At 63.8% G+C, this 24,631-nt stretch carries 19 protein-coding genes and 1 tRNA gene; 6 read left to right on the top strand and 14 right to left on the bottom strand.

Going from position 1 to position 24,631, the window contains the following annotated elements; genetic code table 11:
* Window positions 1-235: 235 nt before the first annotated feature.
* The 13 genes from ABWI03_RS23980 to argS form a co-directional block, all read right to left on the bottom strand.
* Window positions 236-706 (bottom strand): Cg1360 family ATP-synthase-associated protein, encoded by a 471-nt coding sequence (locus tag ABWI03_RS23980; protein WP_019749175.1) that lies wholly within the window; start codon window positions 704-706, stop codon window positions 236-238.
* A 32-nt stretch (window positions 707-738) separates the two neighbouring features.
* Window positions 739-1,926: a glycosyltransferase family 4 protein gene (locus ABWI03_RS23975; RefSeq protein WP_080726516.1), complete on the bottom strand. Its 1,188-nt coding sequence runs from the start codon at window positions 1,924-1,926 to the stop codon at window positions 739-741.
* On the bottom strand, window positions 1,923-3,248 hold the full coding sequence (gene glyA / locus ABWI03_RS23970; protein ID WP_298773150.1) for a serine hydroxymethyltransferase: 1,326 nt from the start codon (window positions 3,246-3,248) through the stop codon (window positions 1,923-1,925). The genes ABWI03_RS23975 and glyA overlap by 4 nt, the downstream gene beginning before the upstream one ends.
* 2 nt (window positions 3,249-3,250) lie before the next feature.
* Window positions 3,251-3,913: an L-threonylcarbamoyladenylate synthase gene (locus ABWI03_RS23965; protein WP_003941345.1), complete on the bottom strand. Its 663-nt coding sequence runs from the start codon at window positions 3,911-3,913 to the stop codon at window positions 3,251-3,253.
* The gene (prmC, locus tag ABWI03_RS23960; protein WP_095971607.1) at window positions 3,910-4,842 is read right to left on the bottom strand and encodes a peptide chain release factor N(5)-glutamine methyltransferase; all 933 of its coding nucleotides are present in this window, start codon (window positions 4,840-4,842) and stop codon (window positions 3,910-3,912) included. Before prmC ends, ABWI03_RS23965 begins: the two co-directional genes overlap by 4 nt.
* Window positions 4,843-4,919: 77 nt before the next feature.
* A complete protein-coding gene (gene prfA / locus ABWI03_RS23955; protein ID WP_003941341.1) occupies window positions 4,920-5,999 on the bottom strand; it encodes a peptide chain release factor 1 in 1,080 nt (359 codons plus the stop codon).
* Between the two features lie 146 nt (window positions 6,000-6,145).
* Window positions 6,146-6,382, bottom strand: coding sequence for a 50S ribosomal protein L31 (gene rpmE / locus ABWI03_RS23950; protein ID WP_003941310.1), 237 nt, complete (start codon window positions 6,380-6,382; stop codon window positions 6,146-6,148).
* A 225-nt stretch (window positions 6,383-6,607) separates the two neighbouring features.
* Complete coding sequence (gene rho, locus ABWI03_RS23945; RefSeq protein WP_298773143.1) at window positions 6,608-8,764, bottom strand: transcription termination factor Rho; 2,157 nt, start codon at window positions 8,762-8,764, stop codon at window positions 6,608-6,610.
* A gap of 503 nt (window positions 8,765-9,267) precedes the next feature.
* The gene (thrB, locus tag ABWI03_RS23940) at window positions 9,268-10,212 is read right to left on the bottom strand and encodes a homoserine kinase (protein WP_124569469.1); all 945 of its coding nucleotides are present in this window, start codon (window positions 10,210-10,212) and stop codon (window positions 9,268-9,270) included.
* Between the two features lie 44 nt (window positions 10,213-10,256).
* A complete protein-coding gene (gene thrC / locus ABWI03_RS23935; protein WP_003941280.1) occupies window positions 10,257-11,339 on the bottom strand; it encodes a threonine synthase in 1,083 nt (360 codons plus the stop codon).
* On the bottom strand, window positions 11,336-12,649 hold the full coding sequence (locus ABWI03_RS23930; RefSeq protein ID WP_007726192.1) for a homoserine dehydrogenase: 1,314 nt from the start codon (window positions 12,647-12,649) through the stop codon (window positions 11,336-11,338). Before ABWI03_RS23930 ends, thrC begins: the two co-directional genes overlap by 4 nt.
* A complete protein-coding gene (gene lysA, locus ABWI03_RS23925) occupies window positions 12,646-14,067 on the bottom strand; it encodes a diaminopimelate decarboxylase (RefSeq protein ID WP_298773140.1) in 1,422 nt (473 codons plus the stop codon). The genes ABWI03_RS23930 and lysA overlap by 4 nt, the downstream gene beginning before the upstream one ends.
* Complete coding sequence (gene argS / locus ABWI03_RS23920; protein ID WP_003941360.1) at window positions 14,064-15,716, bottom strand: arginine--tRNA ligase; 1,653 nt, start codon at window positions 15,714-15,716, stop codon at window positions 14,064-14,066. The genes lysA and argS overlap by 4 nt, the downstream gene beginning before the upstream one ends.
* A 216-nt stretch (window positions 15,717-15,932) precedes the next feature.
* Between argS and ABWI03_RS23915 the strand changes: the two genes are divergently transcribed.
* Together ABWI03_RS23915 and ABWI03_RS23910 are read left to right on the top strand one after the other, a co-directional pair.
* Window positions 15,933-16,760: a thioredoxin-like domain-containing protein gene (locus tag ABWI03_RS23915; RefSeq protein WP_095971602.1), complete on the top strand. Its 828-nt coding sequence runs from the start codon at window positions 15,933-15,935 to the stop codon at window positions 16,758-16,760.
* A gap of 4 nt (window positions 16,761-16,764) precedes the next feature.
* The gene (locus tag ABWI03_RS23910) at window positions 16,765-17,484 is read left to right on the top strand and encodes a DUF305 domain-containing protein (protein WP_298773137.1); all 720 of its coding nucleotides are present in this window, start codon (window positions 16,765-16,767) and stop codon (window positions 17,482-17,484) included.
* 39 nt (window positions 17,485-17,523) lie between these two features.
* Here the strand turns inward: ABWI03_RS23910 and ABWI03_RS23905 are convergent, their stop codons facing one another.
* Complete coding sequence (locus ABWI03_RS23905) at window positions 17,524-19,893, bottom strand: phosphoketolase family protein (protein ID WP_298773134.1); 2,370 nt, start codon at window positions 19,891-19,893, stop codon at window positions 17,524-17,526.
* 243 nt (window positions 19,894-20,136) lie between these two features.
* On the opposite strand from ABWI03_RS23905, the gene ABWI03_RS23900 reads away from it, so the two are divergent.
* The 4 genes from ABWI03_RS23900 (at window position 20,137) to ABWI03_RS23885 (ending at window position 24,565) form a co-directional block, all read left to right on the top strand.
* Window positions 20,137-20,212, top strand: a tRNA-Arg gene (locus ABWI03_RS23900).
* Window positions 20,213-20,301: 89 nt separating this feature from the next.
* The gene (locus ABWI03_RS23895; RefSeq protein ID WP_298773132.1) at window positions 20,302-21,228 is read left to right on the top strand and encodes a LysR substrate-binding domain-containing protein; all 927 of its coding nucleotides are present in this window, start codon (window positions 20,302-20,304) and stop codon (window positions 21,226-21,228) included.
* Between the two features lie 128 nt (window positions 21,229-21,356).
* Entirely contained in the window at window positions 21,357-22,685 is a 1,329-nt protein-coding gene (locus tag ABWI03_RS23890; protein ID WP_200314736.1) for an MFS transporter, read from the top strand.
* Window positions 22,686-22,687: 2 nt separating this feature from the next.
* Entirely contained in the window at window positions 22,688-24,565 is a 1,878-nt protein-coding gene (locus tag ABWI03_RS23885; protein ID WP_298773128.1) for an FAD-dependent monooxygenase, read from the top strand.
* The last annotated feature ends 66 nt before the right edge of the window (window positions 24,566-24,631 follow it).

Genomic DNA, 24,631 nt, shown 5'->3' with positions numbered 1-24,631 from the left:
TCGACTCGCGCATTCGTCAGCAGCTGGAGAACCCTTGAGGGACCTGGCGTCTGTCGGTGTCGGCGACTCTCGTCGACTCAGTGGTCAGAATTTCGACCACCTGCGAGCACATGGCATCGTCGGCTGAGTGTTACTCGGCCCACCATTGCTCTCGCTTGAACCGAACCTTATCAAGTCATCTACGACATTGTGTAGATGGGGTACCTGGAAGTCCGATTAGTTACCTCTTGTAGTACTACTCGTCGTCGTCGACGTTGCTGCTGGGAGTGGGATCGACGTACGGAGTTTTGGTTCCGAGAACGCCGTACGTCTCCGCTCCGAGCACCACGACCAGCGACATGATGATGACCAGGACGAGGGCGGTCTTGTTGTAGAAATCCATGTCCGAGAGGACGAAGAGAACCACCATCGCGAGAATCATCTTGAGCAGCCACGTGCCGAGCAGAACTGCACCGGCCGTGAGCGCGGGCAGCTTTGCCGTGAGCAACACGCCCAGCGCGGTGAACAGGATGAACCCGCCGCCGACGGCTGCGCCGATCAAAGCGCCGTAGACGCCTTCCTTGCCGGCGAACAGCCCGCCCAGGAGCGCGCCGACCACGGCCAGCGCGATCAGCCCCATCACACCCCACTTCACGGCCGACTTCATCGCGGCGGTCGAATCAGGGATGGGTTGCGAGGCAGGTACAGGCTGCGGCGTGTTCGTCACGATGCCCAAGGGTAATGGATCGGAAAACGTAGCTAGCGCCGCTGCTGCTTGCGATCGATCAAAGACGGCACGGCAGTGAAGAACAACGCAAGGACCAAACCGGCCGCGACGAGTACGACAACCAGCTGACGATTGAGCAGTGAGGATCCGACGGCACCGAAAGCCAGAACGCTGACCCACAGGTAGATGACCAGCACGACTCGTCGATGCGTGTGCCCGATCTGCAAGAGCCGGTGGTGCAGGTGCATCTTGTCCGGACTGAACGGACTCACGCCCGCTTTCGTTCGGCGGATCACGGCCAGGAGCATGTCCAGCATCGGGATGAACATCACAGCTCCGACCAGCAACAACGGCGCGAGAAGGCCGACGAGGTCGCGGGTTCCGTAGGCGGTCAGTGGAATACGACCGGATGCGCTGGTGGAGATCGCAGCCAGCATCAGACCGATCAACATCGAACCGGAGTCGCCCATGAAGATGCGTGCCGGATTGAAGTTGTGCGGAAGAAATCCGAGACAAGCACCTGCCAACGCCGCGGCGATCATCGCGGGTGGATAGACGCTGGCGTCACCGCCCTGATCGTGGAGCAGACCGATCGAGAAGATGAGGATTGCCAGGGCCGCGATCAGCCCCAAACCGGCGGCCAATCCGTCGAGACCGTCGACGAAATTCATGGCGTTGATGGTCGCGACGGCAACAGCCACCGTGAACAGTCCCGATTGAATCTGATCGAGGATGATGGTGGACCCACCGTCACCGCCGAACGGGTTGTAGATGATGAACCAACTGACGCCCATCACCACGAGAACTCCGGCAGCAGTCACCTGACCCACGAACTTGGTGAGCGCGTCGAGACCCCACCTGTCGTCGATCACACCCACGAGGACGATGACGGCTCCCGCAACGAGCGCAGCATGCACGTCCGGACTACCGAAGCCGAAACCTCTTGTGAGCGCGGGTAATTGCTGCGCGAACAGCAGGCCGACAGCCATGCCGATGTACATCCCGACGCCACCGAGGCGCGGAATCGGCTCGACGTGAACGTCCCGATCACGCGGAATCGCAACGGCGCCGAACCGCAGCGCCAACAACCGGACTGCTCCGGTCGCCAGGTAAGTCACCACCGCAGCCGTACACAGCACGAGCAACAGTTCACGGATGGGAACACCCGCTCCCCCGCCGCCCTGTGCCAGATATGTGGTCGCCTCGTAGGAAGTGATCACTGCGCGAGATCACCCGTCTGGCGGGGGTAGGCGGGCTTTGCCCGGACCAATTCGCGAACGCCGTCGGCTACTGACGCCAACTCGGCCTCCCCGGACGTGGTGGCGGGATCCGCGACGACCGCACGCGCGATCAACTCCCCCACGACGCTCATGTCGGCACGGTTGAATCCCTGCGTCGTCACGGCCGCGGATCCGACGCGGATTCCGGACGTGACGGCCGGCGACTGCGGATCGAACGGAATCGCATTCTTGTTGAGCGTGATCGAAGCCAGTCCGCACCTACGCTCGGCGTCGACTCCGGTGACCCCGCTTGCGCGCAAGTCGAGAAGTGCCAGATGCGTGTCGGTTCCACCGGACACGGTACGCAGGCCGCGAGCTTCCAACGACTGCGCGAGCGCCGACGCATTGGCAACCACTTCCTGTGCATACCAACGATATTCCGGCGTCATTGCTTCTTTGAAGGCAACCGCCTTCGCGGCGATCGCATGCATCATCGGACCACCTTGGATGAAGGGGAACACCGCGCGATCGACAACCGAGGCGTGCGCGCTGCGGCACAAGATCATTCCGCCGCGCGGGCCTCTGAGGACCTTGTGCGTCGTCGCGGAGACCACGTCGGCATACGGAACACACGACGGTATCGCTCGGCCTGCGACGAGTCCGATGAAGTGGGCGGCGTCGACCCACAGGATCGCACCGACCTCGTCAGCGATCGAGCGGAAGGCTGCGAAGTCGATGGTGCGGGAGTACGCCGTCGCGCCGGCGACGATGATTTTCGGCTTGTGCGCCAGAGCCAGGGTGCGAACCTCGTCGTAGTCGATCAATTCGGTGGCCGAATCGACGTGATAGGGAACGGTGGTGAACCACTGCCCCGAAAAGCTGACCCGAGACCCGTGAGTCAGATGCCCACCGTGCGGCAGACTCATCGCCAGCACGGTGTCGCCGGGCTTGGCGAATGCGGCGTACACCGCGAGATTTGCAGTGGCTCCCGAATGCGGTTGGACGTTGACGTGCTCAGCGCCGAACAGTGCTTTCGCCCGGTCGATCGCCAGATTCTCGGCTGCGTCGACGTACTCGCACCCGCCGTAGTAACGCCGACCCGGATAGCCCTCGGCGTACTTGTTGCTCAGGGTCGAACCCAAGGCGGCCAGTACGGCGGGGCTGGTGAAGTTCTCGCTCGCGATGAGTTGAAGTCCGCCGCGCTGACGCTCGAGTTCGGCCAGCGCAATAGCCGCGATCTCGGGGTCTGCCGTGGCAAGCTCACCGAAATCCGGTCCCCAGTACGTGGATTCCCCCGCGCGCTCGCCGCCGGCGCCGACCATCGTTACGAAACTCCCTCTACGAGGCTTTCCGGACTGGTGCCCAATACCTCGGCGATGGATTCTGCCGAGACGGCACCCACTCGCAAGATACGCGGTGAATTGCCGGTCAGGTCGACGATCGTGGAAGCAACGGCGTGTTCGGCCTTGCCCCCGTCGAGATACACGCTGGCAGATCCACCGAGCTGATCTCGAGCTTCCTCGACGGTAGTCGCCGGCGGACGCCCCGAAATGTTGGCACTCGAGACGGCAAGCGGTCCGACATCACGCAACAATTCAAGAGCAACCGGGTGCAGGGGCATGCGGAGCATGACGGTTCCGCGGGTATCGCCGAGGTCCCAGGCAAGTGACGGCGCCTGCTCGACGACCAAGCTCAGTCCGCCGGGCCAGAACGCGCGGATCAAATCCCGTGCCTGCGGGCGCACGCTGTAGACGAGCCCGTCGATGGTGTTCCACGATCCGACCAGTACCGGGACGGGCATGTCTCGCCCGCGTCCCTTGGCGCGCAACAAACTCGTGACAGCTTCGCTGTCGAACGCGTCGGCGGCGAGTCCGTACAGGGTGTCGGTAGGGAGAACTACGAGTCGGCCGGCCTTGAGCGCGTTCTTCGCGGCGGCCAAGCCTGCGGTTCGGGAATCTGTCTGACTGCAGTCGTACACGGTGCTCACTCAGCCATCCTTTCACTCTGCACTTCGGGCGTTCGATTCCGCTGGGCTTCGACGTCGGTGGCGACACGTCTGGCGACGACGAATCGCGGACGACCGGCAAGATCGGGATGCTGCGCGACCTCGCCGAATACCCGGCGCGCCGAGAACAGCGCAGCGACGCCGTCGCCGTTGGTGTCGTCGTGCTCGATGCCCGCCGCGCCGCCGATGCGAAGCCACCGCGCGATGTTGCTGATCATCGGTTTGATGACGGACAGACCGTCGGCACCGCCGAACAGCGCGGTGTGTGGGTCGTAGTCCATGACCTCAGGCTGCAATTGCGCGCCTTCGGGGATGTACGGCGGATTGGAGACGACAAGATCGACGCCGCCCTCGAGCCCCGGCAACAAGTTCCGATCGGTGACGTCGCCCTGATGCAGATGGATCGGTGTATCACCGGCGGCCTCGCGGTCGGCGGCATTACGACGCGCCCACGCCAGCGCGGCGGGTTCCTTCTCCACGGCATGAACGACGGCGTCGGGACGGGCCTCGGCGATGGACAGCGCGAGTACACCCGATCCCGTGCACAGGTCCAGCACTACCGGCGGCTTGCTTCCGCAACCTTCGAGGAACGAGAGCGCCCAACCCATGAGCAATTCGGTTTCGGGCCGCGGAATGAAGACACCCGGACCGACGGCGACGTCGATGTTGCCCATCGATGCGACTCCGATGATGTGCTGCAAAGGAATCCGCTTCACGCGTTGCGCAACCAACTCGTCGAACGCCGCGATGACCTCGGGATCGACCAACGGAATCAGCCCGAGACGCGTGCGTTCGACGCCGAGCAGGTGGGATGCCAACAACTCGGCGTCGGTGCGTGGGCTGGGCACACCTGCGGCGTCGAGCTGTTTTGCAGCTTCGATCAGCGCCAAACGAAGTGGAAGTCGACTCACGGGTACAGCCTGCCACGCTCGACCGACACGCGGTTCACCGAGTTCCCAGCAGTATGGAGGTCAGTCATCGTCTGCATCTACTCGGCCGCGAGACGCGCCTCTCGGTCCGCCTTACCCAATGCGTCGAGAAGTGCGTCGAGCTCACCGTCGAGCACCGCGTCGAGGTTGTGCGACTTGAAGCCGATGCGGTGATCGGTGATGCGGTTCTCCGGGAAGTTGTAGGTGCGGATGCGCTCAGAACGGTCCACCGTCCGGACCTGACTCTGGCGACCTGCCGACGCTTCTGCGTCCGCGGCTTCCTCGGCGACTACCTGCAAGCGGGCTGCAAGGACCTGCATGGCGCGCGCCTTGTTCTGCAGCTGCGAACGCTCGTTCTGGCAGGTGACGACGATGCCGGTCGGAAGGTGCGTGATTCGGACAGCAGAGTCGGTCGTGTTGACGCCCTGACCACCCTTGCCGGACGAACGGTAGACGTCGATGCGCAGGTCACTCTCGTCGATCTGGACCTGCTCGACCTCTTCCGGCTCCGGGTAGACCAGAACGCCGGCGGCCGAAGTGTGAACGCGTCCCTGGGATTCGGTGACGGGCACTCGCTGGACGCGGTGAACACCGCCCTCGAACTTGAGCCGCGCCCACACGCCGTCCGGAGTATCTGACTTGCTCTTGATCGACAGCGTTGCTTCCTTGTATCCGCCGAGATCGGAAACCGTCGCGTCGAGGATCTCGACGCGCCAGCCGTGCCGTTCCGCGTAGCGGACGTACATGCGGGCAAGGTCCGAGGCGAAGAGCGCGGATTCTTCGCCGCCCTCACCGGACTTCACTTCGAGGACGATGTCGTCGCCGTCATGCGGATCACGCGGCGCCAACTGATCGGTCAGCGTCTGCTCGAGCTGCGCGACCTCGGCTTCGAGATCGGGGATCTCGGCGGCGAAGCTGGAATCGTCGGCAGCGAGTTCGCGCGCGGCTTCCAGATCGTCCTGCGCAGCCGTGAGCTTGTTGTACGTCGACATGATCGGCGAGAGCTCGGAGAACCGCTTACCGACGCGCCTGGCAGCGGCAGGGTCGTTGTGCAGCGCCGGATCGGACATCTGTGCTTCGAGACCGGCGTGCTCCGCCAAGATGTCGTCGATGGCCGAGGGCTGGGTTGCGCCTGCCATGGTTCGCTCCGCTCTGAGTTTCGATTCCTACGGTGCGCGCTTGAAGGTGTTTCGAGGCCGGGACCCGGGAAACGCGCAAACCGAGTGCAGGCACAAAAAAGCCGACGCCCGATCTGCGCATGGCAGATCGGGCGTCGGCGGAACAGCTAGGACTCGGTGGCCGGGACCTTGCTGTCTGCGCGCTTGCCGTAGCGAGCCTCGAAGCGAGCGACGCGTCCACCGGTGTCGAGAATCTTCTGCTTGCCCGTGTAGAACGGGTGGCACTGCGAGCAAACCTCGACGTTGATGCGTCCGGACTCCTTGGTGCTGTGGGTCTCGAACGTGTTACCGCAACCGCAGACGACGGTGGTCGCTACGTAAGTTGGGTGGATTCCTGCCTTCATGGTGTCCCTTTCAATGGTCGCCGGGTCGACGTCGCCAATCGACATCGTGAACCGGAACCGGACTCGGCCGTTCAGTATGCCAGATGCGGTACCTCACCGGATAATCCGCGTCTCGCACGCCTCGGGTGGCTGTACGAAGTTGTCAACGCACTGCCCTTCGGTTTTGTTCCGCCCATGCAAAAGGCCCACAAACAGCTGGTTGTGGGCCTTTTGACGTCGAGTCGATCAGTCGTCGATCGCACCCGGTGCGGTCTTGGAGACCTGCATCAGGAACTCGAGGTTGTTCTTGCTCTTCTTCAGTCGATCGATCAGCAGATCGATGGCCTGATGCGAGTCCAGACCGGACAGGACGCGGCGGAGCTTGTGCAGCACCGCAGCCTCGTCCGGGCTCAGGAGCAGCTCGTCCTTACGCGTACTGGACGGGTTGACGTCCACGGCCGGGAACACGCGGCGTTCGGCGATCTTGCGATCGAGCTTGAGCTCGGCGTTGCCGGTGCCCTTGAACTCTTCGAAGATCACGGTGTCGCCGGTGGATCCGGTCTCGACCATTGCGGTAGCGATGATGGTGAGCGATCCACCGTTCTCGATGTTGCGGGCAGCACCGAGGAAACGCTTCGGCGGGTACAGCGCTGTCGAGTCGACACCACCGGAGAGGATGCGTCCGGACGCCGGCGAGGAGTTGTTGTACGCACGACCCAGACGCGTGATGGAGTCGAGCAGTACGACGACGTCCTTACCCATCTCGACCAGGCGCTTCGCACGCTCGATTGCCAGCTCGGCAACTGCGGTGTGATCTCCCGGCGGGCGGTCGAAGGTGGAGGAAATAACCTCGCCCTTCACGCTCCGCTGCATGTCGGTCACTTCCTCGGGACGCTCGTCCACGAGGATGACCATCAGGTAGCACTCAGGATTGTTGGTGGCGACAGCATTCGCGATCGCCTGCAACACGCTGGTCTTACCCGCCTTGGGCGGGCTCACGATGAGGGCGCGCTGGCCCTTACCGATGGGCATCACCAGGTCGATGACACGCGTGGTGAGAATGTGCTGCTCGGTCTCGAGGCGCAGACGCTGGTTCGGGTACAGCGGCGTGAGCTTGTTGAACTCGGGGCGCTTCTTCGCGGCCTCGACGTCGCCGCCGTTGACCGTGTCGATGCGGACCAGCGGGTTGAACTTCTGACGCTGGCTGCCCTGTTCACCGTCACGCGAGACCCGGACGGCACCGGTGATGGCGTCGCCACGGCGAAGGCCGTTCTTGCGGATCAGGTTCATGGAGACGTAGACGTCGTTGGGACCGGCGAGGTACCCGGACGTACGCACGAAGGCGTAATTGTCGAGGACGTCGAGGATGCCGGCAACCGGCTGAAGGACGTCGTCCTCGCGGATTTCGGTCTCACGCGAATCGTTGGGTGCGCCACCCTCACCGCGGTCGCGACCACGGCCACGGCGCTCGCGGAAACGGCGTCCGCGGCGTCCGCGTCCACCCTCTTCGTCGTCGTCCGGTCCGTTGTTGCGGTTGTCCGTGCGCGGACCGGCATTGTTCTGGCCGGCGTTGTTCTGATTGCCACGATCCTGACGGTCCTGGCGATCCTGGTTGCCCCGGTTGCTCTGGTTGCTCTGGTTGTCTCGCTGGCTCTGGTTGTCCCGCTGGCCCTGGTTGTCCCGCTGGCCCTGGTTGTCGCGCTGGCCCTGGTTGTCGCGGTTTCGCTCGCGGCGGGGACGCTCGTTGCCCTGCTCGGCAGGAGCCTGCTCAGCGTCCGACTTGCCCTCGGCGCCTGAAGAACGCTCGGCCGGAGCCTCTGTCTTCGCAGACTCGGCGGCCTTCGAGGTGTCCGAGTCGGACTTTGCCGAAGGAGTGTCCTGCTCGATGCTCAGTTCACCCTGGTCGGGTGAACCTGCTCGACGAGCGGCGCCGCGACGCTGACGTCCACGACGGGGTGCAGCCTGATCGGCGTCCTCGGCGGATTCGGTACGTGCCGGCGCGGCCTCGACAGGAGCCGATTCGGCCGCCGGAGCTGTTTCGGCTGCGGGGGTTTCGGTTCGTGCGGCGCGAGTGCTCTTGGCACGAGTGCGCGCAACGGGTGCGTCGTCGAGAGTGAGTTCACTCTGTGCGGGTGCAGCCTTTGCGCTGCCGCCCTGGCGCTCCTTGATGGCTGCGATCAGGTCACCCTTGCGCATGCCGGAAGTGCCTTTGATGCCCAGTTCACCCGCAAGAGTGCGGAGTTCGGTGAGCACCATGCCGGAGAGTCCGGCACCACGGCGCGTTTCGGCACGCTTCGTGGAGGTCGCCACCGCACCGTTCGATGCTGAAGATGACGCCTGAGAATTGTCGCCTGATTCCGACCCGGCGGGTGCAGAAGTGGCGATGAGGTCCGTATCGGTCACGGAGGTCCTTTCCTTCCCTCACTCGCACTGCGCAAAGTCGAGGGTTCGTCCCGCAGTTCGATTGAATACCGAACTCGGTGGTGCCGTACGTGGTTGCTGTCCAGAACTGCCGGCTTGTCCGCCGTCACATGATTGTCGGAAACTCTCGCCTCAAACTTTTCATGCGCTCGCAAACCTGCCCAACGCGCCTTCGTCGACGATTCACTCCCCCGTGTGCTGAACCCCAGAGTCATGGAACCTCTGAGTGTTCGATCCGCGGAGGATTCAAACCTTCGGAGAAGGTACAAGCGCGAGGATCATGCCTGCGAGAATCATGCCAAGGACTGTGGACCCCGATTGGGAAGGAGTTTTGCCCCCTGGTGATGCACCGGCGACTGACGCGCACGATGTACGGACATAGCCCAGGATAGCGCCCAAACCTGAGTCCGGCAAGAATTTGGACGACTGGGTGTGTCAGTTCACTACCGATCGGTAGTGGGCAATCACCAGGACCAAGGCAGGGATCAGACGGTCGTCGTGACTACTTCCACACCGTCGGCGATATCCAATTCGAGTACACGGAGCCCGTCGGCCCGCGCAGCTTCGGCGAGTTCGACGGGGAAAGGCTCTGTGCTGAGCGCCAACACGGTGGGGCCGGCGCCGGAAACGGTCGCGGCGATACCCGCCTGACGCAGAATGCCGATCCACCGAGTCGTGAGCGGCAGAGCGGGCGCGCGTTGCGCCTGATGCAGACGATCTTCGGTGGCTGCCATCAGCAGATCCGGGCGCGCGGTGAGCGCGACGACGGCCAGGGCGCTGCGGCTCGCGTTGAACGACGCATCCTGGTGCGGAACCAATTCGGGCAGAAGCCCGCGGGTGTGCGCGGTGGACGAGCGCTCCTCGGGAACCAGTGCCACGGCACGGATGTCGGGATGCACGTCGAGTTTCGCCGCGGAGTAGATCGGCTCGTCTCCTTCGACGGCCGGCGGGCAACTCCACGAGACGACTGCGCCACCGAGAACACTGGCGGACGCATTGTCCGGGTGACCTTCGAACTCGGACGAGAGTTGAACCAACTGCTCTTGCGTCAAACCGATCTCGGCATCGAGCGCGCGTGCCAGACCGTTGGCTGCTGCCAGTCCACCGACGGCCGCGGAAGCCGAGGAACCCAACCCGCGCGAATGCGGGATCGCGTTGCGGCACAACACGTCCAGGCCACTTGCCCACACTCCCGCAGCTTCGAGGCCACGCTCGATGGCGCGAACCACGAGATGCGAAGGACCCCAAGGCACGTCGGCAGCACCTTCGCCTTCGACGCGAATCTGCAGACCCGAATCCGTTGTGGTGACAACGATTTCGTCGTACAACCCCAACGCCAGACCGAGGGTGTCGAACCCCGGCCCCAAGTTTGCACTCGAGGCCGGGACGCGAGCAGTCACCGAAAGGCCGATAGGCAGGGTTATAGTCATGTCAGACACCGGATTCCGCGGAGTGGTCGATGAATCCACGGACACTATGCAAGCTCGAGGGCAGCCGCGACGGCAACGGGATCGACACCGATGGGCTCGACGTTCGGCATCCCCTTCAATGCGGTGTCAGGATCCTTGAGACCGTTACCGGTCACCGTGCACACGACGGTCAGGCCAGGCTCGAGCCAGCCCTCTGCACGTGCGGCGAGCAGGCCCGCGACGCTGGCGGCCGATGCCGGTTCGACGAAGACGCCCTCGGTAGCGGCGATCAGTCGGTACGCCTCGAGGATCTTCTCGTCGGTGGCGGCACGGAATGCACCGTTGGACTCTTCCTTCGCCGCGACTGCGCCGTTCCAGGAAGCGGGGGAACCGATTCGGATTGCGGTGGCGATGGTTTCGGGATCCTTGACGGGTGCGCCATTGACCAACGGCGCCGCTCCGGCAGCCTGGACTCCGAGCATGCGGGGCTTGACCGTGGTCAGGCCGTCTGCGTAGTACTCGGAGTACCCGCGCCAGTACGCGGTGATGTTTCCGGCATTTCCGACCGGGAGAGCGTGTACGTCGGGAGCCTTGCCGAGGACGTCCATGATCTCGAATGCCGCGGTCTTCTGACCTTCGATGCGCACCGGGTTGACCGAGTTGACCAGACCGATGGTGGGGAATTCGGCCGTGGTCTTGCGTGCCAGCTCCAGGCAGTCGTCGAAGTTGCCCTGCACCTGAATGATCTTGGCGCCGTGCATGACTGCCTGCGCGAGCTTGCCCATGGCGATCTTGCCCTGCGGGATGAGCACGGCGCAGGTCATACCGGCCTTGGCTGCATACGCAGCGGCCGAGGCGGAGGTGTTGCCGGTGGACGCGCACAGAACTGCGCGCTGGCCGCGAGCCAAGGCGTCGGTGACGGCCATCGTCATGCCGCGGTCCTTGAAGGAACCAGTGGGGTTGAGGCCCTCGACCTTGAGGTAGACGTCGCAACCGGTGATCTCGGAGAGGTGGCCGGCCGGCAGGAGCGGGGTGCCGCCCTCGCGCAGGGTGACGGTCTTCCAGTTGTCACCGATCGCGAGACGGTCCCGGTATGCCTCGATGAGACCCGGCCATGCCTTGTGGACGGGGTTGACGATGCCGGTCATTGTTCAGTGCCTTCCAGTCGCAGCACGCTGGTCACAGCGGTGACGAATTCGAGTTCGTTGAGGGCCGCCACGGTCTCGGACAGAGCCGCGTCGGTTGCTACATGAGTGACGACCACCAGACGCGCGCCGGCGCCGGCGCCCTCCTGGCGGACGACGGAAATGCTCACGCCGTGCTTGGCGAACTCGGCGGCGACTGCGGACAGCACGCCTTCCTTGTCCGCGACCTCCATGTTCACGTAGTAGCGGGTGAGGATGTCGCCCATCGGCGCGACCTTGAGCTTGGCGTACTTGGACTCGCGGGGGCCGCGACCGCCGTGAACCTTGTTGCGCGCCGCCATCACCAGGTCACCCATGACCGCGGACGCGGTGGGGGCGCCGCCTGCGCCCTGGCCGTAGAACATGAGCCGTCCGGCGTTCTCTGCTTCCACGACAACGGCGTTGAATGCGCCGTTCACCGAAGCGAGCGGGTGGCTGAGCGGAACCAGCGCCGGGTACACGCGAGCGGAAATCCGCTCCTTGCCCTTGGGCGTGACGATGCGCTCGCAGATCGAGAGCAACTTGATGGTGCAGTCGAGTGCCTTCGCCGACGCCAGGTCGGCGGAGGTGATCGTGGAGATCCCTTCGCGGTACACGTCCGCGGCAGTGACGCGGGTGTGGAACGCGATCGACGCGAGGATCGCAGCCTTTGCCGCGGCGTCGTAGCCTTCGACGTCGGCGGTCGGATCTGCTTCCGCGTATCCGAGGCGTCCGGCCTCGGCGAGGGTCTCCTCGTAGTCGGCCCCGGTCTCGTCCATCGCGGAGAGGATGAAGTTGGTGGTGCCGTTCACGATTCCGGCGACCTTGTTGACGCGGTCTCCGGCCAGGGACTGCGTGAGCGGGCGGATCACGGGGATCGCACCGGCAACAGCGGCCTCGAAGTACAGGTCGACAGAATTGGCCTCTGCAGCCTCCGCCAACTCACCGGTGTGGTCCGCGAGCAGCGCCTTGTTGGCGGTCACGACCGACTTGCCGGAGTTGAGGGAGGAGAGAATCAGCTTGCGAGGGAGCTCGATTCCGCCGATCACCTCGACCACGATGTCGACGTCGTCACGACCGACCAGGGACTCGGCGTCCGTCGTCTGCAGTTCCTCGGGAATTCCGCGGTCCGAGCCGATACGGCGAACGGCAACTCCCCGCAGTTCCAACGGGGCCCCGACGCGAGCTTCGAGTTCCTCGGCCTGCTCACGAATGATCCGGACGACCTCGCTCCCGACGTTGCCGAGGCCGAGAACGGCCACACCGATAGCGCGATGCGCCGATTCGCTCGTCACTGCGATACCTCCAAGCTGAGCAGATCTTCCACTGTTTCCCTCCGCAGAATCACGCGTGAGACTCCGTCACGCACCGCCACCACGGCTGGGCGGGTGAGCAGGTTGTACCTGCTCGACATCGAATAGCAGTATGCACCGGTCGCTGCTACCGCTAGTAAATCACCGGGCCCGACGTCCTCGGGCATCCAGGTGTCCCGAATGACCACGTCACCGGACTCGCAGTGCTTACCGACGATACGTGCAACGACGGGATCAGCCTCGGAAGTTCGCGAAACCAACTTGGCTTCGTACTCCGCACCGTAGAGGGACGTGCGGATGTTGTCGCTCATCCCGCCGTCGACGCTGATGTAGCGGCGTGTCAGCGCGCTAACCACCGTGACGTCCTTGATGGTGCCGACCTCGTAGAGCGTCACCGTGCCAGGTCCGGCGATGGCGCGGCCGGGTTCGACGGCAAGCGTCGGCTCCGGCAATCCGGCCAGGGCGGACTCGTTGCGCACGATGTGACCGAGCTTTGCTGCCAGTTCGTCGACGGGCGGCGGGTCATCGGACGGGATGTACGAGATCCCCATGCCGCCGCCGAGGTCGATGATCGAAATCTGCTTGGTCTTCTCGACTCCGAACTCGGTGACGACGTCGCGGAGCAAACCGATCACGCGGTGCGCGGCCACCTCGAAACCGTCGACGTCGAAGATCTGCGAACCGATGTGGCTGTGCAGTCCGACCAGTCGCAAGTTGTCGGCAGCGAAGACACGGCGGACCGCGTCGATTGCCGCTCCCCCGGCCAGCGAGAAACCGAACTTCTGGTCCTCGTGTGCGGTGGAGATGAATTCGTGGGTATGCGCTTCGACGCCGACGGTCAGGCGGATCAACACGTCCTGAACGACACCGGCCTCACCGGCGACACGATCGAGTCGGTCGATCTCGATCGCCGAGTCGAGCACGACGTGCCCGACACCTGCGGCGACACCGGCGGCCAGTTCGGCGACGGACTTGTTGTTGCCGTGCATCGCAATTCGCTCAGCCGGGAAATCGGCATGCAACGCAATCGCAAGTTCGCCGCCGGAGCAGACGTCGAGCGAAAGACCTTCGTCGGCAACCCAGCGTGCGATCTCGCCGCAGAGGAACGCCTTGGATGCGTAGTGCACCTTGGCATCCGGACCGAAGGCACGGGCCATGTCACGGCAGCGCGAGCGGAAGTCGTCCTCGTCGATGACGAACAGCGGGGTGCCGTACTTCTCGGCGAGCTCACTGACCTTGACACCGGCAAGGGTCACTTCACCGTCGTCGCCGCGAGAAGCGTTGCGCGGCCACACCTGCGGCGAGAGTTCACCGAAGGCTTCGGGGCTGGTCGGACGGTCGGGCAAGCCGGGGCCCTGCAACTGCTCGGCATGCTTGGGGCCGGCGGGGTGCGCGTTCACATTTGCTCCGGTGCGGTGACGCCGAGCAGTTCGAGGCCGTTGGCCAGGACCTGTCGGGTGGCGGCGCAGAGAGCCAGACGCGCGCGGTGCACGTCGGTGGCGTCTTCGTCGCCTTGCGGAAGGATGCGGCACGCGCCGTAGAAGCGGTGGTACGCACCCGCGAGCTCTTCGAGATAGCGGGCAATACGGTGCGGCTCACGCAGATTCGCTGCGCTCGACACGACGCGTGGGTACTCGCCGATCGTGCGGATGAGGTCACCCTCCTGCTCGACAGTGAGCAGGGCGAGGTTGCTCGCGTCGGCGGACAGGCCGAGGTCTGCGGCGTTGCGAGCGATCGCCGAGAGACGTGCATGCGCGTACTGGACGTAGTAGACGGGGTTCTCGCTGCTGGTCTTGGTCCACAGGTCGAGGTCGATGTCGATGCTCGAGTCGACCGACGAGCGGATCATCACGTAGCGCGAGGCGTCGACGCCGATTGCCTCGACCAGGTCGTCGAGGGTGATGACGGTGCCTGCGCGCTTGCTCATCTTGACGGCAGTGCCGTCCTTGACGAGGTTGACCATCTGGCCGATCAGCACCTCGACGGTGTCCGGATCGTCGCCGAACGCGGCAGCGGCAGCCTTGAGACGGCCGATGTATCCGTGATGGTCGGCGCCGAGCATGTAGATACAGAGGTCGAACCCGCGGGCACGCTTGTTCTGGAAGTAGGCGATGTCACCGGCGATGTAGGCGGCGTTGCCGTCGCTCTTGATGACGACGCGGTCCTTGTCGTCGCCGTAGTCGGTGCTCTTGAGCCACCACGCACCGTCTTCGTGGAAGAGGTTGCCCGAACCCTTGAGGGATTCGACGGCCTTCTCGACCGCACCGGATTCGAAGAGCGAGTTCTCGTGGAAGTAGACGTCGAAGTCGACGCCGAAGTCGTGGAGTGTCTGCTTGATGTGCGTGAACATCAATTCGACGCCGATGGCGCGGAAGGTTTCCTGCTGCTCGTCGGCAGGCAGGTCCATGACGTCGGGACGCTGCTTCAGAACCGAGGCGGCGATGTCGGCGATGTATGCACCGGCGTAGCCGTCTTCGGGAGCGGGTTCACCCTTCGCCGCAGCGATCAGCGAACGCGAGAAGCGGTCGATCTGAGCACCGTGGTCGTTGAAGTAGTACTCACGGGTGACCAGTCCGCCCTGCGCGGACAGAATGCGTCCGAGCGCGTCTCCGACTGCGGCCCAACGGGTTCCACCGAGGTGAATGGGGCCGGTGGGGTTGGCCGAGACGAATTCGAGGTTGATCTTCTTGCCGGCGAGGGAATCACCCGAGCCGTACGACGCACCGGCTTCGAGTACCGACACGACGATCGCGCCCTGGGCGTCCTTGTCCAAGCGGATGTTGAGGAAGCCGGGTCCGGCGATCTCGGCGGATTCGATTCCGTCGGCAGCGGTGAGGGCTTCGGCGATCCAGCCCGCCAGCTCGCGGGGATTCGTGCCGACCTTCTTGGCTACCTGCATGGCAATGTTGGTGGCGTAATCGCCGTGCTCGGGGTTGCGTGGTCGCTCGACGGTGAGGGTTTCGGGTAGCACGGATACGTCGAGGCCACGATCGGCTAGGACGCTCGCTGCGGTTCCGCGGAGCAGTTCGGCAAGGTCAGCTGGAGTCACAGGTATTCATCCTATTGCCTGTACACCGGAAGTGGAGACTCGCCTCACGCCTCACTCACCGTAAACCTGTCCGAGGCCGCTGTGGCGTGTCGCACGCCACTCTCAAAGTTTGCCCTCAGACTCGGAAAGTACAGTGGTAATGCCCGAGCTACCACCGCGTACCTTCATGCGCGGGCGCGCTACACCTCAAGCCCACACACCGAAAGAGCCCAATCGATGCCAAGCGGTTCCGATAGTCGCGGTCCCAACAAGAACTCCGGGGCCAAATCAGCCAAGGCCATCAAGGCCGCCAACAAGAACAGTCGGCCGGCCAAGAAGGGCAAGGGTGGCGTCCCCGCTCCCCGCCAGATCCCCTGGCTGTCGATCGGTGCCGGTGTGGCTGTGCTCGCACTCATCGCCGTGCTCGGTATCAATCTGTGGCCCAAGGTCGAGGAGCGGCAGGCGCTCGAGCCGTACAAGTACAGCTCGGAGAACAAGGATCCGTCGGACAAGATCGACGGCGTCCTCAAGATCGAGTACCCGGCCGGCCAGCACGTCGATTCCACTCAGCGCGTGGCGTACGACCAGACTCCGCCGTTCGGTGGCCCGCACGACGCCACCTGGGCTAACTGCACCGGAACGGTGTACGCCGACCCGATCCGCACCGAGAACGCCGTTCACTCGCTCGAGCACGGCGCCATCTGGATCACGTACAACCCCGATCTCGTCGACCAGGACCAGATCGACAGCCTCGCCGGACGCGTCAACGGCAAGTCCTACATGCTGATGTCGCCGTTCCCCGGCCAGAGCAGCCCCATTTCTCTGCAGTCGTGGGGCCATCGCCTCGAGATCGACAAGGCCGACGACGATCGCATCGATCAGTTCATCACCGCGCTGAACCAGAATCCGAACGTCTACCCCGAGGTCGGCGCGAGCTGCACCAACCCACTGTTCACTCCGTCGACGTCGCCGTTCGATCCGACTCCTCCGGGTCCCGACGCCATCCAGATGGACGGCACGGGCGCTACCCCGGCCACCGACGAACAGATTCCCGCCGGTGGATAGTCCGGTGAACAGTTCAGAGACCACCGATCAGTCTTCGAAGCCGAGTCAGCGCACCGCACTGCTGATCATCGGTCTGATCGGCGCGATCGCCGTCGGTTTTGCGCTCGGCGCACTGACCAATCTTCTGGGACCCGACGCGAAGTCGTCCCTGACGGTTCCGGCATCGGATTCGGTGGACGTCGGCTTCGCGCAGGACATGAGCGTGCATCACAGCCAGGCTGTGGACATGGCGTCCATCGCCCTGACGAAGTCCACCGACAACGACGTACGCACGCTGGCGTTCGACATCTTGACCACGCAGCAGAACCAACTCGGTCAGATGCAGGCGTGGCTGACCATGTGGGATCAGCCGCTGTCCAAGGTGGGTCCGTACATGGAGTGGATGTCGTCCGATTCGGGCTCCGGCCACGGATCGCACGGGACTTCGGCCACGATGGACATGGCTCATTCCGGTCCGGTCGACACCATGCCCGGCATGGCATCCCCCGAGGATCTTGCGGCTCTCCGCGCGGCGGAAGGCCTGCAACTCGACACATTGTTCCTGCAGCTGATGCTTCGTCACCACGAAGGTGGGCTTCCGATGATGGAGTACGCAGCAGCCGACGCCACCGAGGGTCCGGTGCGCAGCCTGGCACAGACCATGGTCAACACGCAGCAGAGCGAGTCCAAGCTGATGACCGACATGTTGGCAGCTCGCGGCGCGGCGCAGCTGCCCATGAATTGAACTGAGAACTCGGACCCGACTGGGCCTGGTCCTGAATTTTCAGGACCAGGTCCAGTTTTCTACCTCCGGCATGTCTTCGAGGTGCTCGACGATGTAACGCGAGTGCTTTTCGAGCTGTGTGCGGCAGAACTCCGCCAACTCGGACGCCCCGGCCGGCCGACGCTTGGAGCGTCGTAGCGCCTCGATCACCAGGTGGTAGCGGCTCATCTTGTTGAGGACAACCATGTCGAACGGTGTTGTGGTTGTTCCCTGTTCACTGAATCCGCGAACGTGGAAGCGCTCGGGACTCGGACGCCCGTGAATCAGTTCGTGCACCGCACGCGAGTACCCGTGGAATGCGAACACGACGTCGGTCTGAGCGGTGAACAAATCGAGGAAGACCCGCTCCCCGAATCCGTGGGGATGCTCGGTGGGGGTCAGCAGGGCCATCAGGTCGACGACGTTGACGACACGGGTGATCAACTCCGGCGTGTGATCGCGCAGCAACTGTGCAGCAGCCAGGATCTCCTGTGTCGGTACGTCTCCGGCCGCGGCCAGGACCACGTCCGGTTCCTGTCCGCGAGCTTCGGTTCCGGCCCATTCCCAGACCGAAGCGCCCGCCGCACAGTGCTCGTGCGCTTGCTCGAGCGTGAGGTATTGCAGGTGCGGTTGCTTGTCCACGACTATCAGGTTGACGTGGTCGGTACTACGCAGGCAGTGATCCGAGATCGAGAGCAAGGTGTTGGAGTCCGGCGGTAGCCACACGCGGATCACACTGGGGGCCAAGGGAATAACGGCGTCGATCATGCCGGGTCCCTGATGACTGAATCCGTTGTGATCGTTGCGCCAGCACGTACTGGTCAACAGCACGTTGAGCGAAGCAACGGATGCCCGCCACGGCAGGTCGACAGAATGTTGGAGCCACTTGGCGTGCTGGATGAGCATCGAGACACTCACCATGGCAAACGCTTCGTAGCTCGCGAACATCCCGTGTCGGCCGGACAGCAGATAGCCCTCGAGCCAACCCTCACAGAGGTGCTCACTGAGGACCTCCATGACACGACCGTCCGCGGACAGTCCGTCGTCGTAGTCGGTGATCGGCAATTGCCAGCAGCGATCGGTTGTCTCGAACACGGCCCCGAGTCGATTGCTCGACGTCTCGTCCGGACAGAAGAGTCGGAAGATCCCGCCGCTGTCCTCGGTTTCGGTGGCGGCGTAGATGTCGCGCAGAAGCTCGCCGAGCACTCGCGTCGTCTCGTGGAAGGTCGAGCCCGGGGATTGAATGGGAAGCGCGTACTTTTCGAGCGGCGGCATCGGGAGATCGACGCGAAGTCGTCCACCGTTCGCGTAGGGAGTGCTCCCCATGCGCTTGTCCCCCGCCGGCGAGAGCGCCGCGAGTTCCGCGACCAGTGATCCGTTTGCGTCGAACAACTCGTCCGGACGGTACGACCGCATCCACTCCTCGAGTTGCCGCAGATGTGATTCGTTGGTTCGCACGCCGGACAACGGCACCTGGTGCGCACGATGTGTGCCCTCGACCAGGATTCCGTCGACGGTGTGTGGACCGGTCCATCCCTTCGGCGTTCGCAAGACGATTGCCGGCCACGAACCCGACCACTCCTCGCCACGGCGTGCGGCACCCTGTCTCTCGCGGATCTTCTCGTGCGCCTGCGAGATCGCTTGATACAACTGAGGAAACACCGCGTCGGGATCATCACCGGAGACGACGATCGGCGCCCACCCCTGGCCGCCGAGGTAGGCCTGGATGTCTTCGTCGCTGCTGCGTCCGTACACGGTCGGGCCAGCGATCTTGGCGCCGTTCACGTGCAGGATCGGCAGCACCGCGCCGTCGCGTCGTGGATTCAAGAATGCCGGTAGCTTCCACGAGCCGGACAACGGCCCGGTCTCCGCTTCGCCGTCGCCGATCACACAGGCCACCACGAGATTCGGATGATCGAAGGCAGCACCGGCCGCATGGGCAAGGGCGTAGCCGAGTTCGCCGCCTTCGTGGATGCTTCCGGGTGTCTGCACGCTCACGTGGCTGGGCACCCCGCCGGGAGCCGAGAATCGCCGACACATCCGATGGATGCCCTCGGCGTCGTCCGAGACTTCCGGATAGATCTCCGAATACGTTCCCTCGAGATACGTCGACGCGACCAGCGCCGGTCCCCCGTGACCCGGACCGGTGACGTACAGCCAGTCCGCATCGGTGGCGACGATGTGCCGATTGAGGAGCGTGTAGATCATCGACAAGCCGGGGCTGGTCCCCCAGTGCCCGAGCAATCGAGGCTTGATGTGCTCTGCACGCAACGGTTCACGCAGAAGCGTGTTGTCCTTCAGATAGATCTGCGCAACGGTCAGGTAGTTGGCCGCTGCCCACCACTTCAGGTCGAGCGCGAGCTGGTCTTCGGAATAGTGGTGATCGGTCATCAACGACTCCCGTACCTCACGAGGGTGCCCGAGCAGTCCGCCCGAGCCTGTGCTCAGAGCCGAGCCTAGGCGTAAAAAGCATCCGAGTCAGTCGGTACAGATGATTCGACGACCATGGTCCCCGGTCGCATCCTCGACTGCCTCCCGCGACGACGCCATGCCGAGACGGGGACCGGTTTGGTCTTGTCCCCCCGTGATGCGCTACGCTAACGCAGCCCAATCGGCACACCGAGTATTCGGTGCGCCCCCGTAGCTCAGGGGATAGAGCGTTCGCCTCCGGAGCGAAAGGTCGCAGGTTCGAATCCTGCCGGGGGCACCACGAAAACGCAGGTCGGCGACAGATTTTCGACCTCGTTACGGTGCCATACCAACAGATCCAGAGTCTTCTCCCCGACTACTGTCGATCTCATGCCTCGCGTCGATCCCGCTCCCACGTACACGATGCGTCAGCTGGCTGCGTTTGTCGCGGTGGCCGAGACCGGAACGATCAGTGCCGCAGCCGAGCGCCTGCACCTCTCTCCTTCCGCCCTGTCCTCGGCGCTCACCGAACTCGAACGCGCGCTCAAAGTTCAACTGTGCGTTCGCCGTCGCTCATTCGGCATTCAACTGACCCGCACCGGCGAATCCGTTCTGGTGCGCGCCCGCGCGCTACTTCAGCAAGCCGGGGAACTCGAGTCCGACGCACTCGGAACCGGCGGAAGCGTGTCAGGGCCCATTGCGATCGGCTGTTATCCCGCTCTGGGGCCGACGGTTCTGCCGTCGATGATCGCCGGGTTCACCCGTGAGAATCCCGACGCGCAGGTGGAGTTCCGCGAGGACACTCAGAATCGACTCCAGACACATCTCGAGAACGGCGAGTTGGACCTCGCGATCGCGTACGACCTGGACCTCTCGCCACAATTGCGCACGGTTCCGTTGGCCGTCCGCGAACCCTTGATCGTCCTGGGTGCCGAACATCCGCTCGCGCGGTCCGAGCGACCGATCCATCTTCCGGACCTCGCGGAACACCCGATGGTTCTCCTCGACGCTCCGCCGAGCACCAAACACGCGCTCGATGTCTGTCGCGCAGGCGGATTCATCCCGAAGGTTGCCTACAGAACCGCGAACTTCGAGACGGCGCGAGCATTTGTCGGGCGCGGACTCGGCTGGACGCTGTTACTCCAGCGCCCCAAGATGGACGTCACGTACGAGGGGCTCGAGGTGGTCGTCAAGACCATCGCTTCCCCTGTCGTGCCGTCGGTGCACGTAGTTCTCGCGTGGCACCAGAACACTCGTCTCAGCCGCGTAGCACGCGCTTTCATAGAATTCGTTTCACCCACGGAACCTGCCCAATAGTCCCGCTACCACGCAGCAGAGCTGGTTCCACGTATTTTCCGTGCAAGAACCTCCAATTCTTTCGCTTTTCAATTGTTGTGGCGCACGTCATTGTTTCTTCAAGCCACATTCATCTCGAAAGGCACTTCATGACCTCCATCGCCTCACCGACCGCTACGCGCACCGCCGCGACGGTCAAGGCGCGCAAGGCCGCCCTCGGCAGCTTTGTCGGCACCGCCATCGAGTGGTACGACTTCTTCATCTACGGCACCGCCGCCGCGCTCGTGCTCGGCAAGCAGTTCTTCCCCGGCACGTCCGATCTGGCCGGCACCCTGGCCGCCTTCGCCACCCTCGCCGTCGGATTCGTCGCGCGACCCATCGGCGGAATCGTGATGGGACACTTCGGCGACCGCATCGGACGCAAATCCATGTTGGTCACCTCGTTGATGCTGATGGGCTGCGCCACCGTTGCCATCGGCCTGCTACCCAACTACGCCGCCATCGGCGTCTTTGCCCCCATACTCCTGGTGGCTTTGCGATTCGTTCAGGGACTCGGCGTCGGCGGCGAGTGGGGCGGCGCAGTTCTGGTCGCCACCGAAAACGCACCGGAGGGCAAGAAGGGGCTGTACGGCAGCGCACCACAAATCGGTGTTCCCGCAGGCGTACTGGTGGCCAATCTCGTCTACCTCCCCCTCGCCGCCTTCATGGACGACGATGCATTCAACTCCTGGGGATGGCGAATCCCGTTCCTGCTCAGCGCAGTTCTCGTAGGTGTTGCGATGTGGATCCGTCTCGGCCTCGAGGAAAGTGACGAGTTCACCGCTTCGAAGTCCGAAGCACCGGCGGAGTCCATGCCGATTCTCGAGGTTCTCACCAGACACTGGAAGACAGTGCTCCTCGCCGGCGGAACCTTCATCGCCACCAACGGAATTGCGTACGCGTACATGGTGTACGTCCTCAAGTACGGCGAGACCGAACTCGGCTTCGGCAAAACCACGATGCTCTTCCTCCTCATCGCATCCTGCCCGTTCTGGATGGCGGGAATGGCTTTCAGCGCTCACAAGTCGGACACTCTCGGACGCCGAACCGTCTACATCCGCAGTTCGACCGCGCTGGTAGTGGCGGCAGCGGTGTTCTTTCCGCTGATCGACACGGCGATCGTCCCGGTGATGCTCGTATCGATGATCGCCCTCGGCTTCACGCTCGGCTGCTGCGCCGGGCCACAAGCGGCACTGTTCGCCGAGTTGTTCCCCGCACATATCCGCTACAGCGGAGCGTCACTCGGATACCAGATCGGCGCAATCCTCGGCGGCGGTCTGGCCCCGATGATCGCCACTGCGCTCTACGCCGCCTTCGACACCTCGTTCGCCATCACCGTCTACTTCGTGATCATTGCCGTGATCAGCCTGGTTTCCATCCTGCTACTCCCGGAACCTCAACTGATCCCGAAAACCACTGCCGCACAGAAAGCCTCGTGACCATGTCGACCTACTTTCATCCGAAGAAGTACGCACCCGAGGATTTCGCTTCCACGGTGCCTTCGGCCGACGCACTTCCCGTCGTGATCGTCGGAGCCGGCCCCGTCGGCATGGGCGTAGCCATGGGCTTGGCACAGCGCGGCATTGCCGTCACGATTCTCGAAGCGGCCGATCAGGTCTCGTTCGGCAGTCGCGCGATTTGCGTGTCACGGCACAGCCTCGAAGTTGCCGAGCGTCTCGGCTTCGGCGCCGAACTGGAAGACATCGTTCTGCCGTGGGTGGGTGGCCGGAGCTACTACCGTGATCAGGAAGTGCTGCACTTCCGCATGGCGTCCGCCGATCACGACGCACGCGGTCCGATGGTCAACGTGTCGCAGTCCGAGTTCGAGCAGATCATGACGGACAAGTTGCTCGCTCACCCTCTGGTGAACTTCCACTGGTCGTCGTCGATCGCGGGCATCGTGGCCGGCGATGACGAGGTGACGCTGACCGTCGACACCGCGTTCGGAACTCGCGAACTGCGTGCGGCCTGGGTCGTTGCCGCCGACGGTGGCCGTAGCAAGATGCGCGAACTCAGCGGAATCCGCTTGCAGGGCAACAGCTACGAGGGCAACTACGTCATCGCGGACATTCATTGGGAATCGGAACTACCGGCCGAGCGTCTGGTGTGGTTCGACGCGCCCAGCAACCCGGGGTCCACGATCATCATGCACCGCCAACCACGGGACATCTGGCGCATCGACTACCAGCTCGACGCGTCGGACGATCCCGAGGCAGAGACGCAAGAAGATCGCATCCGCGACCGCATCACCCGCCACCTCGAATGGCTGCAGAGCGATATCCCCTGGACCCTGGAATGGTTCGGTTTCTACCGCGCCCATGCACTCGCCCTGGAAGATTTCACTCACGGCCGTGTGCTCTTTGCCGGCGACGCCGCGCATCTTGTTCCGATCTTCGGTGTTCGCGGCCTCAACTCGGGTATGGAAGACGCCGAGACCTTGGTGTGGCAACTGGCCGCCGTCATCAACGGAGCTGCCGATACCGCCATCCTCGACGCGTATTCGAAGGAACGTCGCAGCGCGTGGCAGCAGAACGTCGACAACGCAGGCAAATCGACGCTCATCATGTCGCCCGGCAGTCACGGCTACCGAACCACCCGCGACGCCGTACTCGAACTCGCCACCAAGCGAAGCGAATTCGCGCACCTCATCAACCCGCGCCAGTCGAGTGCAACGCACGCCCGTCTCTCGCCGCTGACGTGGCCCACAGCTGCGGGCACCGAGGGCGTCCTACCCGGGGATCCGCTGGAAGACAGGATCGTCCAGGTCTCGGCGGACGGTTCGAAAACCTCCTTGAACAGTCTACGCGGTACTGGATTCGGCCTGCTGGCTTTCGGACTGTCAGCTGAGCTGGTATCCGAACTCGACACGCAAGCCGAAATCCTTGGTCAGGCGATTGCTCCGGAAACCGTACGGGTGATCACTGCGGGAACTAACGACTCCACGATTCGCGATGCCGAAGGCAATCTCGCATCTGCCCTCGATGCTCGTGTCGGCGAGATCATCGTGATTCGGCCCGACGGATTGGCGCTCTGCCGCATCAGCGATCCCACGCAATTGAACGACGTGGCCAAGCACCTGACGGCCGGTACTGCGCCCACGCACTTCGATGCAGCACCGTCGGCGACTACTGCGGTGATCGACGACGAGGGCCGCCGCGAACACGTCTGGTTGGCACTGTCGAACGCACTCGATCAGGCTGATCCGTCCGACCGCGAAGCCATGTTGGTGCGGCTGGCGCTGATTCTCGGTTCGCAAGCTACGTCGACAAGCTTCGATGCGGCCTTGAAAGACGCAGCCCCGAAATCTGCTGCTCGCTAGTTCAGACACAGCAACTCGGCCGCGCAGGATTGTCTCCTACGCGGCCGAGCGCATTCGCGGATGAAG

It is taken from the genome of Rhodococcus baikonurensis, from assembly GCF_040489275.1.
GTDB classification, from domain to species: domain Bacteria; phylum Actinomycetota; class Actinomycetes; order Mycobacteriales; family Mycobacteriaceae; genus Rhodococcus_F; species Rhodococcus_F baikonurensis.
This window is presented reverse-complemented; position numbering and strand designations above follow the sequence as displayed.